Genomic DNA, 17,164 nt, shown 5'->3' on the forward strand with positions numbered 1-17,164 from the left:
GCACAGGGTTTGGATTTTAATTAGTCGTTAAAACTTATATAGTGGGGGGCACCCTACGGGTGTCCCGCAAGGACGATCGCCGCGAGCTTGGGCGAACCCCAAAAAAAAGACCAAAGAGGAATTAGTCGTGCTTGAAACATACCGTAAACACGTCGCAGAACGTGCCGCCGAAGGCGTGGTTGCCAAACCTCTGGACGCAGAGCAGGTCGCCGCCCTGGTTGAGCTGATCAAGAATCCGCCCGCCGGCGAACAGGACTTTCTGAAAGAACTGTTGTCCTCCCGCATTCCCCCGGGTGTTGATGAAGCGGCCTATGTGAAAGCCGGCTTCCTCACCGCCGTCGCCAAGGGCGAGGCCCATTCCCCCATCCTGACTGCCGCCGAAGCCGTCGAGCTGCTCGGTACCATGCAGGGTGGTTACAACATTCAGCCGCTGATCGACCTGCTGGACGATGCGACCCTGGCTCCTCTTGCCGCCAAGGGCCTCTCCCACACCCTGCTGATGTTTGATTCCTTCCACGACGTGGAAGAGAAGGCCAAGGCGGGCAATGCCCACGCCAAGCAGGTGCTGCAATCCTGGGCTGACGCCGAGTGGTTCCTGAACCGCCCGGCCCTGGCCGAGAAGATCACCGTCACAGTCTTCAAGGTGACCGGCGAAACCAACACCGATGATCTGTCGCCGGCGCCGGACGCCTGGTCCCGCCCGGACATTCCGCTGCACGCCCTGGCGATGCTGAAGAACGCCCGTCCCGGCATCACCCCGGACAAGGATGGCGTCATCGGTCCCATCAAGACCATTGATTCGCTGAAAGAGCAGGGCTTCCCGCTGGCTTACGTGGGTGACGTGGTCGGTACCGGCTCTTCCCGTAAATCCGCCACCAACTCCGTGCTCTGGTTCATGGGCGACGACATTCCGTTCGTGCCGAACAAGCGTGCCGGCGGCGTCTGCCTCGGTGGCAAGATTGCCCCCATCTTCTTCAACACCATGGAAGATGCCGGCGCCCTGCCCATCGAAGTGGACGTCTCCAAACTGGAGATGGGCGATGTGATCGACATCTTCCCCTATGAGGGCAAGATCACCCGCCACGGTACCGACGATGTGCTGGCCCGGTTCGAACTGAAGACCGAGGTGCTGATCGATGAAGTGCGCGCCGGTGGCCGTATTCCGCTGATCATCGGCCGCGGCCTGACCGACAAGGCCCGCGAAGCGCTGGGTCTGCCGTTCTCCACCGTGTTCCGTCGTCCTCAGCCTGTCGCCGACACCGGCAAGGGCTTCACCCTGGCCCAGAAGATGGTGGGCAAGGCATGTGGCGTGAAGGGCATTCGCCCCGGCACCTACTGCGAGCCCAAGATGACCACGGTCGGCTCCCAGGACACCACGGGCCCCATGACCCGCGACGAGCTGAAAGATCTGGCCTGCCTCGGCTTCTCCGCCGATCTGACCATGCAGTCCTTCTGCCACACCGCCGCTTATCCGAAGCCCATCGACGTGCAGACCCACCACACTCTGCCGGACTTCATCATGAACCGCGGCGGTGTGAGCTTGCGTCCGGGTGACGGCGTCATCCACTCCTGGCTGAACCGCATGCTGCTGCCGGATACCGTGGGTACCGGTGGTGACTCCCATACCCGTTTCCCCATCGGTATCTCCTTCCCGGCGGGCTCCGGTCTGGTGGCCTTCGCCGCCGCCACCGGCGTGATGCCGCTGGACATGCCGGAATCCGTGCTGGTGCGCTTCAAGGGCGAGCTGCAGCCGGGTATCACCTTGCGTGACCTGGTCCATGCCATCCCCTACGCCGCCATCCAGAAAGGGCTGCTGACCGTCGAGAAAGCGGGCAAGAAGAACATCTTCTCCGGCCGCATCCTCGAGATCGAAGGTCTGCCGACCCTCAAGGTGGAGCAGGCGTTCGAGCTGGCGGACGCCAGCGCCGAGCGTTCCGCCGCCGGTTGCACCATCAAGCTGGATAAAGAGCCGATCATCGAGTATCTGAAGTCCAACATCGTGATGCTGAAGTGGATGCTGTCCGAAGGCTACGGCGACGTGCGCACCATCACCCGCCGCATCAAGGGGATGGAAGAGTGGCTGGCCAACCCGGTGCTGATGGAAGCGGACAAGGATGCCGAGTACGCCGAAATCATCGAGATAGATCTGGCCACCATCAAGGAGCCGATCCTGTGTGCGCCGAATGATCCGGACGACGCCCGTCTGCTGAGCGACGTGGCGGGTGACAAGATTGACGAGGTGTTCATCGGTTCCTGCATGACCAACATCGGCCACTTCCGCGCCGCTGGCAAACTGCTCGAGAAGTACCAGGGCGAGCTGCCGACCCGCATGTGGATCGCGCCGCCCACCAAGATGGACAAGGATCAGCTGACCGAAGAGGGCTACTACGGCATCTTTGGTCGCGTCGGTGCCCGCATCGAAATCCCTGGCTGCTCCCTCTGCATGGGCAACCAGGCGCGCGTGGCGGAAGGAGCCTCCGTGGTTTCCACCTCCACCCGCAACTTCCCGAACCGTCTGGGCAAGGGTGCCAACGTCTATCTGGCTTCTGCCGAGCTGGCTGCGGTTGCCGCCATCATCGGCAAGATCCCGACCGTGGAAGAGTATCTGCAGTACGCCAAGACCCTGGACGCCACTGCGGCCGACACCTACCGCTACCTGAACTTCAACGAGATCGCCTCCTACACCAAGAAGGCCGATGCGGTGATCCTGCAGCAAGCGGTCTGAGACTCGCCGGTCTGACCACTGAAAATAACAATGCCGCGTCTCGACGCGGCATTTTCCATTTCAGGGGGCTGCGCGATAATGACCCGCCATGCCCAGCAACGGCGTCGTCGATTTGCCTGGTACGCGCGTTGCGCTTTCGTTGTCTGGCCATGATGGCCCCACCGTTTCCTGGTGGGCACTTTTATACCGCGGTACCTGCGAAGCGGGCCCGCGCATTGCGGCGTGGTTGCTATGTTTCTGTTCCGGATTGATCTGGCCCGCATGAAGTGGCGCCTTGGTTGTGCCCTGCTGGTGTTGGCCCTGCCCCTGGTGGTGGGAGGGTGGATGGTGCACGACAGCTACGAGCAGGAGCTGAAGAACGATGCCAGCGCGTCAGCCAGCAAGGCCAGAACCTTGCTGGAGCGCATGCTGGATCAGGCCGAGCGGGCCAACCTCGAGGTATTGCCGCTGGCCGGTCGACCTTGCAGCGACAACCTGTTGCTGCTGCGCAAGCGGGTGGCGCTGGAGCCGTTCCTGCGCTCCATCAATCTGGTGCGACAGGGGATCATCAACTGCACCTCGCTGTTCGGGCCAGCCAGGGAAGTGGATGACGGATCCCGCTACACGGATCGCAAGTTGCTGCTGATGAGCGGCAACCTGGTGCGCAAGAATCACCCCTTGCTGGTGGTGCGTCAGGAGCGGGGGCGTGATGCGGCACTGAGCGCCATTGACAGCAGCCAGCTCAGTTTCATGCTCACCCTGAGCAGCGATCCCAGCGAGCTGTTCTTGCAGGTGGGGTCCGCCTGGCTCGATGAGTCCGGCCACTTCCAAAGCGATCCGCCGAAACTGCACAGCAAGTTTGCCCTGATACTCGCCTCCCAGCGTTACCCCTTCACCATCCACGCCGGTTATGCCATGCCGATCTACTGGCGTGCCCTGTGGGAGGCTCGCCATCTGCAGCTGATCTGGCTGGGAGCCAGTTCGCTGGTGCTCTCACTGCTGGTGTGGTGGCTGCTTGGGCGGCCGGGGGCCCTGACGGACGAGCTGAGGCGCGGGCTGCGAGCCAGGGAATTTGTCCCCTATCTGCAACCGCTGATCGCCAGCAAGGGCGGCAAGATGGTGGGAGCCGAGGTACTGATGCGCTGGCAACATGCCACCGAGGGGCTGATCCGCCCCGATCTCTTCATCCCCCAGGCGGAAGAGTCTGGCCTGATCGTGCCCATGACGGTCAACCTGATGAAGACGGTGGCCAAGACACTCCACCCGGTACAGGAGCAGCTGCCCGAGGCATTTCACATCAGCTTCAACATCAGTGCCATCCACTGCCGGGACCTCTCCCTGGTGGCGGAGTGCCGCGACTTCCTCGGCCATTTCGTTCCGGGACGGGTGGTGCTGGTGCTGGAGCTCACGGAGCGGGAGCTGCTGGTGACCAGCCCGCAGACCCTCTCCCTGTTTCGCCAGCTCGACGAGATGGGGGTGCAGCTCGCCATCGATGACTTTGGCACCGGCCACTCCAGCCTCATCTATCTGCAGCAATTCCACGTGGACTATCTCAAGATCGACCGCTCCTTCATCGGCCGTATCGGGACGGAGTCCCTCTCCGAGCACATCGTGGACAACGTCATCGACCTCGGGGGACGGCTGGGGTTGTCCCTGGTGGCCGAAGGGGTGGAGACGGAGCAGCAGGCCGCCTATCTGAGAGGCAAGGGGGTCCAGTATCTGCAGGGATACCTGTTTGCCCGCCCCATGCCGATACGCCAGTTCTGCCGGGAGCTGACGGCGGGAGAGATACAGGTCGCCGCCGGGCGCACCGCCCAGGGCTAGGCCGCGCCCACCAGGCTGTGCAGCCAGTTCACCAGGATGTCGTGGGGGCTGCCGGGTTCGGGAGGGGCGGGGGCGAGCAGGTGATAGCCGGTGCCGTCGGGGACGAAGCCGAGCGGTGCCACCAGCAGACCGGCCTCGATATCGTCGCACACCTGGCGGTAGGGGCCGATGGCGACTCCCAGCCCGGCGACTGCCGCCTGCAGGCTGAAATAGAAGTGCTCGAAGGTCTGACCCGGCACCTCCTCGTCGGCGGACATGCCTGCGTGCTGCTGCCACTCCAACCAGGCGCCCGGACGGGTCTTGGTGTGCAGACGGGGGGCAGTTGGCCTGAGGGCCTGCACATCCCCCCTGGGTTCAAAAAAGTGCGCTACCTTGCCCGGCGGGCAGACAGGGCCGGTCCGCTCCTCGAACAGCAACTGGTTGTAGAGCTCGGCAGGCCAGTGAAAGTCGTTGCGCCGGATGGCGAGATCGATGCCGCTGCCAAAGCTGAGGGCGCCGCCGCCCGCCATCAGGTGTACGTCCAGCTCCGGGTGCAGGGCCTGGAAGGCGGGCCAGCGCGGGATCAGCCAGCGCATCAGGAGGGTGGGTTCGCAGGAGAGCACCAGCGACTGGGGAGTGCTCTGCTGGCGCAGGGCCTGCGCCGTCTGGCGGATGCTGCCCAGCCCCTCCCTGACCGCCTGATAGAACCGTTCACCCGCGTCGGTCAGAAAGACCCGGCGCTGGCGCCGCTCGAACAGCATGACCCCCAGATCCTCCTCGAGCAGGCGCACCGCCCGGCTGATGGCGCCATGGGTGAGATGCAGTTCGTCGGCGGCGCGGCCGAAATGCTCGGTGCGGGCAGCCACCTCGAAACAGCGCAGGGCGGTGAGGGAGGGAAGCGAGAGGGCTTTTTGTGATTTTTTTTCACCATTCATGTCAGAAATCATCGTTCGTTATTGGTGTTATTGGCAAATAAAATAGCCGATATCCCCTCTAATCAGGACTCTTTTCATGACCGAACTGTTAGCCGTTGTCGCCATTACTCTCTTTGCCGTCATCAGCCCCGGGCCCGACTTTGCCATGGTGTCGCGCAACAGCCTGCTGCTCTCGCGCCGCACCGGCGTGTTGACGGCGATCGGCATCGCGGCCGGGGTCTGCGTGCACGTGACCTACACCCTGCTGGGGGTGGGCCTGCTGATCCAGCAATCCCTCTGGCTGTTCAACCTCATCAAGCTGGCAGGGGCCGCCTATCTCATCTTCCTCGGCATCAAGATGCTGCGGGCCAAACCGGCTGCCGATGAAGAGAGCATCTGTCAGCCTGCCCTCTCCAGTCTGGGTGCGCTGCGCACCGGATTTCTGACCAATGTACTCAATCCCAAGACGACCATCTTCATCGTCAGCCTCTTCATGCAGGTGGTGCAGCCGCAGACGCCGCTGGCGGTCCAGATCGGCTATGGCGCCTTCATCGCGCTGGCGCACGCCCTCTGGTTTGGTGCGGTGGCGCTCTTCTTCTCCACCCCTGCGGTGCGGGACCGACTGCTGGCGGTACGCCACTGGATCGATCGGGTGTTCGGGGGGCTGCTGGTGGGATTCGGCATGTTGCTGGCATTGACCCAGCAGACGCGCTGAGGCGGGGAGGGGCGCTCCCCCTATCCACCCCCGACTGTAGGGTCTTGTTTTTCATGCCTTGGCAGCCACTTTTCGGTAGAATTGGCGCTCATTTTGAAGTCAGATGAGGCGCAGTATGACGGTCAGGTTCCAGGCATTTCACAGCATCAAGGCGATTGGCAATCGGGAGGTGCTGTTCAACTGGTCCAGAACCAACCCCCTCGGCGCCCTTGATCAGGTGTGGCGCCCGACGACCCGTGACGAGCTGCAGCAATTGCTGCGGGAATACCCCGAGCGCAAGCTGCGGCTCATCGGCTCCGGCCTCTCTTTCGAACCCATCCACAGCGTCTACGCGGAAGGCAGCCAGGCGCTGCTGGTGGACCTGCACCACCTGCGCGGCCAGCTGGACAAGACTGCCGATACGGTGACCTACCTGGCGGGGACGCCGCTTGATACCGTCTATGCCGACCTCATCGCCATGGATCGCATGCTGCCGGCATCCCCCGGCGTCATCGGCATCCAGACCCTGGGCGGTGCGCTCAGCACCGGCACCCATGGGCAGGGATTGCACCAGTCCGCCCTGTGCGATGCGGTGGCTGCCCTGACCGTGATGCTGGCGAGCGGCGACATCATCCGTGTGGATCGCACCGATCCGCGCTTCGGCGCCTTCGTGATGGGCATGGGGATGCTCGGCATCCTGCTGGATGTGACCCTCAACACCGTGCCCAACCGCATCATGCGCTGCACCAAGTTCACCACCGACTACCCCTTCCTGCTGGAACGCAACGAGCGCCTCAACCGGGAGCACGCCTTCGTGAAGAGCTGGTGGTTCGCCTGGACCGGCGAGAGCCACATCTGGCTGGTGGATCCCGCCTCCGATGACGAGGTGGCCCGCTACCGGGCCGGGGGCAGCGAGCCGCTGGTGCTGGAGGGAGACATGGACGAGCGCATGAACCTGGCGCTCAATGCCACCATAGACGCGACCCTGCAGAAGATGGCCAGAGACACCAAGGACGAGGCCAGGGCAGGCGAGCACTTCGAGACGGTGCGCCGCTTCAAGGACGCCTCGGATCTGGTGGGCAACGTCTACCAGATCCTCTGCAAGGGGATCCCGGCGCCCCAGATCAACTGCGAGGTGGCCGTGCCCCTCGAACGCATGGGGGAGGCCCTTGAAATCCTGCAGGCATGGCAGGAGGCGAACCCCGGCGTGCTGCACTACCCCTTCATCCTGCGCTGCACCGGTCCCTCCGTGGCCTGGCTCAGTGCCGCCCATGACAAGTCGGTGTGCTGGATAGGTTTTCTGGTCTATCTGGCGGCGGACGGGACCTTCGTCGGGGGCTCCATGGAGCAGATGCGCGAGTTGCAGCAACTGCTGGTGCCGCTCGGCGGCATTCCCCATTTCGGCAAGCACCTGGCGATGGACCTCTACGACTTCCCTGCCTTGTTGCCGCGCTGGCACGACTTCCTGGCCCTGAAGCGGGAGCTTGACCCCCATGGCCGTTTCGAAAACCGCTGGCTCGGCGACCTGTTCGCCAACCGGTAAGGATCTGACATGACCGATATGCAAGACACTCGCTTACTCATCCTCCTGCCGATCAGAGGGGGGGCAACCCGATGACAGACATGCAAGACACCCGCATCCCCGTGACCCTGCTGACCGGTTTTCTCGGCAGCGGCAAGACCACCCTGCTCAATCACTGGGTCAAGCAGCCCGAGCTCGGGGAGTGCGCCGTGCTCATCAACGAGTTCGGCTCCGTGGGGCTGGATCACCATCTGGTACAGCAGGTGGACGAGCAGGTGGTGCTGCTCGATTCCGGCTGCATCTGCTGCTCGGTGCAGGGCTCCCTGGTGGAGGCGCTGCAGGGGCTTTTCATGAAGGCCATCCAGCGCAAAATCAAACCCTTCAAACGGCTGATCATCGAAACCACGGGTCTGGCCGATCCGGCCCCCGTGCTGTTCACGTTGAGGGAAGAGGGCTTTATCGCCCAGCGCTACCGCTTCGACGGCACCGTCACCGTGGTGGATGCCGGTCATATCGAGCAGCAGCTGGCCGCTCAATATGAGGCGGTCAAACAGGTGGCGCTGGCGGATCTGCTGGTGGTGAGCAAGGGCGATCTGGTGGATGAAGAGACCCTTGCTCGGGTGGAAGCCCAACTGGCGGCCCTCAATCCGGCAGCCCCCATCCAGCGGGTCAGCAATGGGGTGCTCTCACCTGCGGTGCTGGAGAAACTCGGCGCCTACAACGAGGCAGCGGGGCGCGACGTGCGCCAGTTGCTGGCCTGGCTGCGTACCGAATCCCCGAAACAGGGGCTGGCTTCGCCCATGCAGCCGAAGATGACGCCGTTTGCCGCCAAGGTGGGGACGGCCGCGCCCACCCGCTTCGAGCACGGCAATATCGAAAGTTTCTCCCTGCGCATCGGCGAGCCGCTCAAACCTTCCCGCCTGCTGGCCGCCATCGATGCGGTGCAGGCGCAATACGGCGATGCCCTGCTGCGCCTCAAGGGGATATTGCAACTGGAAGGGGAGAGCCAGCCAGTGGTGATCCACGGCGTGCACGGCCAGCTCTATCCGTTGCAGGCGCTGGGGGAGTGGCCCGAAGGCAAGGCCCAGTCCCGGCTGGTGTTCATCGTGAAGAGCCAGGACAGGGTAGGCATAGAGCAGTTGTTCCTCTCGACCCTCAAGGCCCCCGAACCCAGCCTGGAAGAGCACCTCAAGGCCATGCTCGGCCAGCCGGATGCCTGATATGCTGATATGACCCGCGCTCGTGCGGGTCTTTTCTTATGTGATGAGGAGAGACAGAACCATGCCTGACAGCTCCCCGATGGTGACGCCCGCCCAGCGCAAATGGCTGCCCTGGCTGACGGCGGTCGGTTTTTTCATGCAGACACTGGATGGCACCATTCTCAACACCGCCCTGCCCAGCATGGCCGAGGCCCTGGGCGAGAGTCCGCTGCAGATGCAGTCCGTCATCATCGCCTACATGCTGACGGTGGCCCTGCTCATTCCCGCCTCCGGCTGGCTGGCGGACAGATTCGGCACCCGCCGGGTCTATCTGGTCGCCATCCTGCTGTTTACCCTGGGTTCCCTGGCCTGTGCCATCGCCAACACCCTGCCCATGCTGGTGATCGCCCGGGTGTTGCAAGGGGTCGGTGGGGCCTTGCTGATGCCCATCGGGCGTCTGGCGGTGCTGCGGGTCTACAGCAAGCATGAGCTGCTGAGGGTGATGTCGTTCGTCACCATCCCCGGTCTGCTCGGCCCCCTCATCGGCCCGGCCCTGGGGGGCTGGCTGGTGGAGGTGGCGAGCTGGCACTGGGTCTTCCTCATCAACCTGCCGGTGGGCCTGCTCGGCTTCGTGGCGAGCTGGCACTTCATGCCCGACCTTCGCCAGCACACCGCCAGGTTTGACTGGCAGGGGTTTGTGCTGTTCAGTGTCGGCATGGTGCTGGTATCCGTCGGTCTGCAAGGCCTGGGGGAGCACAGCATCTCAACCGGCTGGGCCCTGTTTGCGGTATTGTTCGGTCTGGCCGCCATGGCGAGCTACTGGCTCTATGCCGCCACGGCGGAGCAGCCCCTGTTCAGTCTGGCGCTGTTCAAGACGTCCACCTTCGCTATCGGTATCTGGGGCAATCTGTTTGCCCGCCTCGGCAGCGGCGCCATGCCGTTTCTCACCCCGCTCTTCCTGCAACTGGGGCTCGGCTTCTCCCCGAGCAAGGCGGGGATGACCATGATCCCCACGGTGATCGGCGCCATGCTGACCAAGACGCTGGTGAACAAGCTCATTCCGCGCATCGGTTATCGCCGCATCCTGATCGGCAACACCCTGGCGCTCGGGGCCATGATCGCGAGCTTCTATTTCATCGACAACCAGGTGCCCCACGGCGTACTGCTGGTGTGGCTGGCGGTCTTTGGCGCCATCAACTCCCTGCAATTTTCCGCCATGAACACCCTGACCCTGCAGGATCTCAGCAGCGAGCACGCCAGCAGCGGCAACGGTCTGCTGTCGGTGGTGATGCAGCTCTCCATGAGCCTGGGGGTGGCCATCGCCGCCAGCCTGCTGGGACTCTTCTCCATCGGCCAGCCCGAGGAGAGTGGCCGCTGGCTGGAGGGGTTCCACCTCACCTATCTGTGCATCGGCCTGATGTCCATGCTGGCGGCGCTGATCTTCGCCCAGCTGGCGCGGGAAAAGCGCTGAGTCCCAGGCTCAGGGGGCGGGCAGGTAGCTCACGTCGCAGGGCAATCGGGCCAGCAGTCCGGCCAGGTGGGTGGTCTCCAGCAGGAAAGTCTGCTCGGGGTGGCCCGGCGTCCAGGTAAAGGCGTGGTGATTCATGAGCACGGGATCCACCAGCAGGGGGATGTCGGCGCGGGGCAGGAAGGGGCAGACGGCTCCCGGCAGGCAGCCAATCTCGGTCTGCATCTCGTCGGCGGTGCAGATGGAGGGTTTGGCACCGAGCGCCGCCTTGACCGCCTTGCTGTCGAGCCGGCCGTCCCTGTGGGTCAGCAGCAGGGCGAAGCGACCATCCTTGAATTTGAGGAAAAGGGTCTTGCTGAACTCGGCCTGCCAGCCGAGGCGAGCCTTGACCTGCTCGTCGGTGGCGTAATCGAGGATGGGTTCGTGCTCGAAGCGCTGGTAGGGCAGGTCGGTGAGCAACTGACGGTTGAAGTCGTGGATGGCATCGAGTGGCATGGGGTTCTCCTGTGATGGCGGTCATCCTGCCACTTGCACCGGCGCAGGCCCAATCACCGTTTCTTATCCGTCATCAGCGGAGTCATCAACAAGGGCACCCGAGGGTGCCCTTGTCGTTCAGTGATGCTGCAATTCGCCCGCTTTCCAGTGGAAGGGAATGGGGTCAAGGCGCTGGGAGGCTTTGTCGTAACCTGCCCACAGCTCACCGATGGTGCGACCATCGATGGGATGGCGGAATGTGGGAGCCAGCTCCGCCAGCGGCCAGAGCACGAAGGCGTTGGTGAGGATCTCGCCGCGCGGCAGCACCAGTGGTGTCTCGCAGACCAGCTCGCCGTAGAGCAGCAGATCGAGATCCAGGGTGCGCGGGGCGAACTTCTTGGCATCCGGCTCGCGGCCGTGAGCGAACTCCATGGCGCGCAGCCGCCGGCACAGGGTCGCCAGGGGCAGCTCGGTATCGGCACCCACCACCAGGTTGTAGAAGGGGCGGCCGTTGAAGCCCACTGCCTCGCTCTCGAATACCCGGGAGACCTGCAACTCGCCGAATTCGGCGTGCAGGGCATCGAGGCCGGCGCGGATATGGCGTTCCCGATCGATGTTGGATCCCAGACTGATATAGATGCGGGTCATCAGTTGGCGCTCGCAGCCGGCGTGCGATGGCGCAGGATCTCGACCCCGACGCCTGCCGCATTGGGCACGGCACCCGGTTTGGTCAGGGTCACCTTGACCCACTGTACCCGCTCGTCTTCCAGCACCAGGGCGGCGACCTGCTCGGCCATGGTCTCGACCAGCTCCACTATCTTGCCCTGGGCGTGATCACAGATCTTGCGAGAGAGGGTGGCGTAATCCAGCGCCAGATTGATATCGTCGGTTGCGGCGGCTGGGCGGTTGTCAAACCCCATCTCGAGGTCGAAACAGAGCTTCTGGCGAATGCCTTTCTCCCACTCATATACCCCTATGGTGGTCAAAACCTCGAGTCCGCGAATAAACACCTTGTCCATGACAGTACTTCTTCTTTACTCTTGATGGGCTGTGAAAACAGCGCAGGGATGCAGGCCCGGCAAGCAGATTGCCGCTGGCGGCCGGTTTGGGCGACACGCTTTCGGGCAAGCCCGGGCCTGGGAATGTGGCCCGCATCATACCCCATTCATATCGTGGTAAAAACGACCAAGATGACGGCCCTGACGATTTTGATGATTATTCTGGCCTATCTGGGCGGCTCGCTGTCCAGTGCCGTGCTGGTTTCCCGCATCACGGGTCTGCCGGATCCCCGTGACCATGGTTCCCACAACCCGGGGGCGACCAATGTGTTGCGCCTCGGCGGCCGGATGGCGGCGCTGATCGTACTGCTTCTCGACGTGCTCAAGGGGATGGCCCCCGTCTACCTCGCCTGGTATCTGCAGATCAAGCCCGTCTACCTCGGCTTTATCGGGGTGGCCGCCTGTCTGGGCCACATGTACCCCCTCTTCTTCCACTTCCGTGGCGGCAAGGGCGTCGCCACCGCCCTCGGTACCATGCTTCCCATCGGCTTTGCCATGGGGGGCGCCGTCATCACCACCTGGCTGCTGGTGCTGCTGGTGAGCGGCTATTCGTCACTGGCGTCCATCGTGACCGTGTTGCTGACCCCGCTATTTACCTATCTGCTCAAACCGGAATACACGTTGCCGGTCTCCCTGCTCTCCTGTCTCATCCTGATCCGTCATCACGAGAACATTACCCGCCTGCTCAAGGGGGAGGAGTCCCGCCTCTGGGGGCGCCGGGGAGCGGTCCCGCCAGCAGAAGTGATGAAAATGGATGATGCTGCGCAAAAAAGAGACGAACGAGACGAAAAGTGAAATTTCCCGTTGACCACCTGCCCTAAAATCCGTTTAATAGCGCCCACGCCCAGATAGCTCAGTCGGTAGAGCAGGGGATTGAAAATCCCCGTGTCGGCGGTTCGATTCCGTCTCTGGGCACCATATTTTGGTGCCATGAAATAAAAACGTGTTCATGCACAATGGTTTGAAGTGTGCCGGCTTAGCTCAGTAGGTAGAGCAACTGACTTGTAATCAGTAGGTCACCAGTTCGATTCCGGTAGCCGGCACCATTTGCCCAGATAGCTCAGTCGGTAGAGCAGGGGATTGAAAATCCCCGTGTCGGCGGTTCGATTCCGTCTCTGGGCACCACGAATAATTCCTCCTTAGCTCAGTCGGTAGAGCGACGGACTGTTAATCCGCAGGTCGCTGGTTCGAGCCCAGCAGGAGGAGCCAATTAAAAAGCCCAGCAGCAATGCTGGGCTTTTTCTTTTCCCATTGTCCCCGTCCTGAATATGGCTTATACCTTCTTCCCCGAATAGATGGAGATCTCGATGGGACAAGGTGTGAAACGCACACAGCGCGATTACTCACTGAGGTTTAAATTGTCCCTGGTCGAGCAGATTGAAAAAGGTGAACTCACCTACCAGTAGACACAATTCCAATATGGCATTCAGGGCAATTCGACCATTCTGGTATGGTTGCATAAGCATGGTCTGCAGGGTTGGAGCCAGGGAGCATCGATTAGAGCTGGCAGGATCACATCATGCCTGATCCCGACAACCAAATGTCTGAACAGCGTATCAAGGAGCTCGAGTAGCTGGCGCTGATGAGCCTGGAGGCTCAGTTCTTTGAAAGCGCCTCAATCGTAAAAAACGACCTGGTAAGCTCTCTCGCAGCGGTATGTCGAAAAGCTGACCATCTTCAGTGCTTGCTGGTTCCTCGGAATAAACCGTTAGGCTGACTACAATCGCAATCGGGTCGCCGACTTGCGTCATGCACAAGGGCAGCAGGTGGTGAGCTTTGTGCGCAAAGTTCACTACGGGTGGGCATCCACAAGTAGCATTATCTGCTGCAGGGCCAAGACGATGCTGGGCTGACGGTCTGGTGGGACAGACTGTTTAGGATATTGGCCGAGCACCGTCTGTTGGTGCAGCCCAAACGGGCCTATCACAAGACGCTCCACAGTTTTCAGCGTTTCTATCGCCATCCCAACTTGCTCAAACCCGGCCCGGTGAAAATCACTGCGGTGGCGCCAGGGCAGGTCTCGGTTGCCGACATCACTTACCTGCCAGCAAAGAGCGGGCCACTCTACCTGAGCCTGGTGACGGATACCTGCTCGCGTAAGATAGCGGGGCATCACACGCACGAAGGGATGCATGCTGAGTTGGTGGTGATGGCGCTCAAGAGAGCACTGAAGCAACGGTGTGGCAGCGGGGAGTTTATCCATCACTCGGACGGCAGGGTGCAGTATTGCTCAGGCTTGAATCAGACGCTGTATGAACGGTACGGAGTACAGTACTCGATGACTGATGGGTATGACTGTTATCAGAATGCGCTGGCAGAGCGGGTGAACGGGATACTGAAAGGAGAGTTGCTGTAGCAAAGCCCGTAGGGCCTAGTGTAGACGAGGAAGATGGTGCATAAGGTGGTGGGTAGTTATAACCTAGAATGATCGCATTAGGCCTCGCAATGCAGAATCCCCGATGCGGTACATCGGGTTCTGAGTGCCAGAAGTTAACTGAAAACATGTAAACGGACTTCAGGATTAGGCACTGCAGTTCAGGCCCGCTCTTCGGTCAGGGGGCTGACACTCAGCACGGGGGCGGCATCGATACCGTCGGCATTCATCATGGCGGAGATGCGTTGCAGGGATGAGAGCAACAACCCCTGCTCCCAGTTCTCCAGCGCCTGAAAGCGTTGAATGAAACTCTCCTGCAAGGGGGTCGGAGCCTGGGCAAGCAGGGCACGTCCCGCGTCAGTGAGCGTCGCATGCACCTTGCGTTTGTCGGTTTCGCTGCGAATGCGCTGCACCAGCTGGCGGCTCTCCAGTCGGTCCATGATGGTGGTGGCGGTGGCCTGGCTCATGTTGGTGTGATCCGCCAGCTGGCGCATGGAGATCTGGCCAAGCTCGTCGATCCCCTTGAGCAGCAGGAGCTGAGGCGAGGTCAGGCCGGCCTCCTTGATCAAGCGCTTGGAGTGCATGTCGATGGCACGGATGATCTGGCGCAGGGCGATCAGCACTTCATCATGTTTTTCCATGGGGTCTGGGTCATCGCAGGGCTGTGGAGAGGCGCGAAATTCTCCGCCTAATCCATAACAAGGTCAATATGGTTTTTGATGTAATGGTTTTAGCTCTAATGAATATTGTGTTAGGTTATCGGACAATTGCCCCATTCCAACCCGATATTTGAGGAGTGAAATCATGCATGACGACCTGGATATCAAGTCCCTGGTTGCCGACCTGCGTGTGGTCAGAGTTCGCTATGAACTGCCGGATACCGCGGCATTTGTGCGTTATCAACCTGCCTATGACGAGGACCCCAACAACCTCAAGGTACACCACTACGATGGTGAGCTGCCGCTCTCTTGCAGCAACACAGGTTCTTTCAGCCTAAAGGAGTTGGTCAATGAGTTGCGCTATGCCTATGTGCTGGTTCACCTCTTCCCCGACGAGAGTGCCATGAACTTCTATCTGGCGGGTCTGGACAATGGACTGGCACAGCTGGAGTTCATCGGTGGCTCCTATGACTTCAACCGCCTCTGGATCACCAGCGGTGTCTCCAATCTGGGGGTGCCCATGGCGATCTTCCTCGGCAAACGCCACGCAGTGAACGGTCAGCCGTCGGTGACCCTGGTGGATCACCGTGAGCAGGTGGCAGGTCGTCTGGCCTATCGCGCCATCGGCGGTGCCGGCGATCACGTGGGTGAAGACTTTTTCAACAACGACTAAGGAGGCCCGATGCGAGCAACCAAAGGGCTTTTGAAAGGCCTCAATCCCACCATGGCCATGACGGCCCTCACCGTCGTGACCCTCTTCCTGCTGTTCGGCGTCTTTGATCCGGATACCGCAGGAACCTGGTTTACCGGGGCCAAGGACACCATCATTGCTGGCTTCAAGTGGTATTACATCCTGGTGGTCGCCCTGTTCCTGTTCTTCGCCGTCTACCTGATGTTCAGCCGCTTTGGCAGCATCCGGCTGGGCGACGACGACCAGGTACCGGAGTTTGGCTACTTTGCCTGGTTCTCCATGCTGTTCAGCGCAGGCATGGGCATAGGCCTGGTGTTCTGGAGCATCGCCGAGCCCATGTATCACCTGCAGGGCAACCCCTTCATCACCGAAGGCATGACGCCGGAAGCGGCCCAGATCGCCATGCGCCTCACCTTCTTCCACTGGGGTCTGCACCCCTGGGCCATCTATGTGATCGTCGGCCTGTCGCTGGCCTTCTTCAGCTACCGGCGCAAGTTGCCGCTGGCCATCCGCTCCGTGCTCTACCCCATTCTTGGCGATCGCATCTACGGCTTCTGGGGCCATGCCGCCGACGTGCTGGCGGTGTTCGGTACCGTGTTCGGGGTGGCGACCTCCCTTGGGCTGGGCGTCTCCCAGATGAACACCGGCCTCAACCAGATGTTCGGCATGGGCGTGTCACAAGCGAACCAGCTCTGGCTCATCGGTGGCATCAGCCTGATTGCCACCCTGTCGGCCATCTCCGGTGTCGGGCGCGGGGTGAAGATCCTCTCCGAACTCAATATCTGGTTGAGCGTGTTCGTGCTGGGCCTCTTCCTGGTGCTGGGGCCAACCACCTACATCCTCAACGCTTATGTGCAGAACATCGGTGATTACCTGCAGAACATCGTCAAGCTGAGCTTCTGGACCAATACGGAAGCCAACGGCACCTCGGCCTGGCAGTCCAGCTGGACCGCGTTCTACTGGGGCTGGTGGATTGCGTGGGCCCCCTTTGTCGGCATGTTCATCGCGCGCATCTCCAAGGGCCGCACGATCCGTGAATTCGTGCTCGGTGTTCTGCTGGTGCCCTCCCTGCTCGGCATGCTCTGGCTCACCGTGTTTGGCGGGACTGCCATGAACCTGGAGCTGTTCGGTGGCGGCGGCGTAGTGGAAGCGGTCAATCAGGATGTCACCATGGCGCTCTACAAGACGGTGGAACTGCTGCACTGGGAGACCTTCGGCTGGATTGCCAAAGGGGTGCTGACCCTGCTTATCTGCACCTACTTCATCACCTCCAGTGACTCGGGCACGCTCGTGATTACGACGCTGCTCTCCATTGGCGACCAGGATCCCCCCGTGCTGCACCGCGCCATCTGGGGACTGGGGCAGGGGCTGGTCGCGGCCATTCTGCTGGTCTCCGGCGGGCTGGCCGCCCTGCAGGCCGCCAGCATCATCGCCGCGCTGCCCTTCTCGGTCATCATGCTGGCCATGTGCTACTCCCTGATGCAGGGGCTCAAACAGGAGAGCCAGCACCAGTTCGAATACAGGCAGAAGCTCAAGCGCCATCCGGGGTCGGTCAATCTGAGCCTGATGGATCGCATCGGTCCGGGCTGATGACAGGTTCGGTC

Annotated in this window: 14 protein-coding genes, 4 tRNA genes and 1 pseudogene; 14 read left to right on the plus strand and 5 right to left on the minus strand. The window is 61.7% G+C overall.

The features are described from left to right. Window positions 1-127: 127 nt before the first annotated feature. Window positions 128-2,725: a bifunctional aconitate hydratase 2/2-methylisocitrate dehydratase gene (gene acnB, locus C2U30_RS17035; RefSeq protein WP_103244163.1), complete on the plus strand. Its 2,598-nt coding sequence runs from the start codon at window positions 128-130 to the stop codon at window positions 2,723-2,725. 231 nt (window positions 2,726-2,956) lie between these two features. Continuing rightward, complete coding sequence (locus tag C2U30_RS17040; protein ID WP_041213989.1) at window positions 2,957-4,528, plus strand: EAL domain-containing protein; 1,572 nt, start codon at window positions 2,957-2,959, stop codon at window positions 4,526-4,528. Here C2U30_RS17040 and C2U30_RS17045 read toward each other — a convergent pair. After that, on the minus strand, window positions 4,525-5,442 hold the full coding sequence (locus C2U30_RS17045; RefSeq protein ID WP_103244164.1) for a LysR family transcriptional regulator: 918 nt from the start codon (window positions 5,440-5,442) through the stop codon (window positions 4,525-4,527). The two genes, C2U30_RS17040 and C2U30_RS17045, sit on opposite strands and share 4 nt — an antisense overlap. Before the next feature lie 76 nt (window positions 5,443-5,518). Between C2U30_RS17045 and C2U30_RS17050 the strand changes: the two genes are divergently transcribed. The 4 genes from C2U30_RS17050 (at window position 5,519) to mdtD (ending at window position 10,307) form a co-directional block, all read left to right on the plus strand. Further along, window positions 5,519-6,136: a LysE family transporter gene (locus C2U30_RS17050; RefSeq protein WP_103244165.1), complete on the plus strand. Its 618-nt coding sequence runs from the start codon at window positions 5,519-5,521 to the stop codon at window positions 6,134-6,136. A 115-nt stretch (window positions 6,137-6,251) separates the two neighbouring features. Next, a complete protein-coding gene (locus tag C2U30_RS17055) occupies window positions 6,252-7,658 on the plus strand; it encodes a D-arabinono-1,4-lactone oxidase (RefSeq protein WP_103244166.1) in 1,407 nt (468 codons plus the stop codon). A 71-nt stretch (window positions 7,659-7,729) separates the two neighbouring features. Next, on the plus strand, window positions 7,730-8,857 hold the full coding sequence (locus C2U30_RS17060) for a CobW family GTP-binding protein (RefSeq protein WP_029314837.1): 1,128 nt from the start codon (window positions 7,730-7,732) through the stop codon (window positions 8,855-8,857). Window positions 8,858-8,918: 61 nt separating this feature from the next. Continuing rightward, entirely contained in the window at window positions 8,919-10,307 is a 1,389-nt protein-coding gene (gene mdtD, locus C2U30_RS17065) for a multidrug transporter subunit MdtD (RefSeq protein ID WP_010675801.1), read from the plus strand. Window positions 10,308-10,316: 9 nt separating this feature from the next. Here the strand turns inward: mdtD and C2U30_RS17070 are convergent, their stop codons facing one another. The 3 genes from C2U30_RS17070 to folB all read right to left on the minus strand — a co-directional run bounded on the left by C2U30_RS17070 (window position 10,317) and on the right by folB (window position 11,797). Continuing rightward, entirely contained in the window at window positions 10,317-10,799 is a 483-nt protein-coding gene (locus C2U30_RS17070; protein ID WP_043154128.1) for a YbaK/EbsC family protein, read from the minus strand. 117 nt (window positions 10,800-10,916) lie between these two features. Further along, the gene (folK, locus tag C2U30_RS17075) at window positions 10,917-11,426 is read right to left on the minus strand and encodes a 2-amino-4-hydroxy-6-hydroxymethyldihydropteridine diphosphokinase (RefSeq protein WP_043154130.1); all 510 of its coding nucleotides are present in this window, start codon (window positions 11,424-11,426) and stop codon (window positions 10,917-10,919) included. Beyond that, window positions 11,426-11,797 (minus strand): dihydroneopterin aldolase, encoded by a 372-nt coding sequence (folB, locus tag C2U30_RS17080; RefSeq protein WP_010675798.1) that lies wholly within the window; start codon window positions 11,795-11,797, stop codon window positions 11,426-11,428. The genes folK and folB overlap by 1 nt, the downstream gene beginning before the upstream one ends. Window positions 11,798-11,968: 171 nt before the next feature. Here folB and plsY point away from each other — a divergent pair, with 171 nt between their 5' ends. The 6 genes and pseudogenes from plsY to C2U30_RS17110 form a co-directional block, all read left to right on the plus strand. Then, on the plus strand, window positions 11,969-12,631 hold the full coding sequence (plsY, locus tag C2U30_RS17085) for a glycerol-3-phosphate 1-O-acyltransferase PlsY (RefSeq protein WP_029314836.1): 663 nt from the start codon (window positions 11,969-11,971) through the stop codon (window positions 12,629-12,631). A 47-nt stretch (window positions 12,632-12,678) separates the two neighbouring features. Further along, window positions 12,679-12,754, plus strand: a tRNA-Phe gene (locus C2U30_RS17090). A gap of 52 nt (window positions 12,755-12,806) precedes the next feature. Continuing rightward, window positions 12,807-12,882 (plus strand) — tRNA-Thr (locus C2U30_RS17095). Window positions 12,883-12,885: 3 nt separating this feature from the next. Further along, a tRNA-Phe gene (locus C2U30_RS17100) sits at window positions 12,886-12,961 on the plus strand. An 8-nt stretch (window positions 12,962-12,969) separates the two neighbouring features. Next, window positions 12,970-13,045 (plus strand) — tRNA-Asn (locus C2U30_RS17105). 98 nt (window positions 13,046-13,143) lie between these two features. Then, window positions 13,144-14,189: pseudogene (locus tag C2U30_RS17110) on the plus strand (IS3 family transposase); the annotation flags it as partial. Between the two features lie 182 nt (window positions 14,190-14,371). Here C2U30_RS17110 and C2U30_RS17115 read toward each other — a convergent pair. Then, complete coding sequence (locus C2U30_RS17115; RefSeq protein WP_010672813.1) at window positions 14,372-14,851, minus strand: MarR family winged helix-turn-helix transcriptional regulator; 480 nt, start codon at window positions 14,849-14,851, stop codon at window positions 14,372-14,374. A 163-nt stretch (window positions 14,852-15,014) separates the two neighbouring features. Here C2U30_RS17115 and C2U30_RS17120 point away from each other — a divergent pair, with 163 nt between their 5' ends. Together C2U30_RS17120 and C2U30_RS17125 are read left to right on the plus strand one after the other, a co-directional pair. Continuing rightward, on the plus strand, window positions 15,015-15,542 hold the full coding sequence (locus C2U30_RS17120) for a hypothetical protein (protein ID WP_010672814.1): 528 nt from the start codon (window positions 15,015-15,017) through the stop codon (window positions 15,540-15,542). Window positions 15,543-15,551: 9 nt separating this feature from the next. After that, the gene (locus C2U30_RS17125; RefSeq protein WP_010672815.1) at window positions 15,552-17,150 is read left to right on the plus strand and encodes a BCCT family transporter; all 1,599 of its coding nucleotides are present in this window, start codon (window positions 15,552-15,554) and stop codon (window positions 17,148-17,150) included. Window positions 17,151-17,164 lie beyond the last annotated feature (14 nt).

It is taken from the genome of Aeromonas sp. ASNIH5 (assembly GCF_002902865.1).
Taxonomy (GTDB): Bacteria; Pseudomonadota; Gammaproteobacteria; order Enterobacterales; family Aeromonadaceae; genus Aeromonas; species Aeromonas caviae.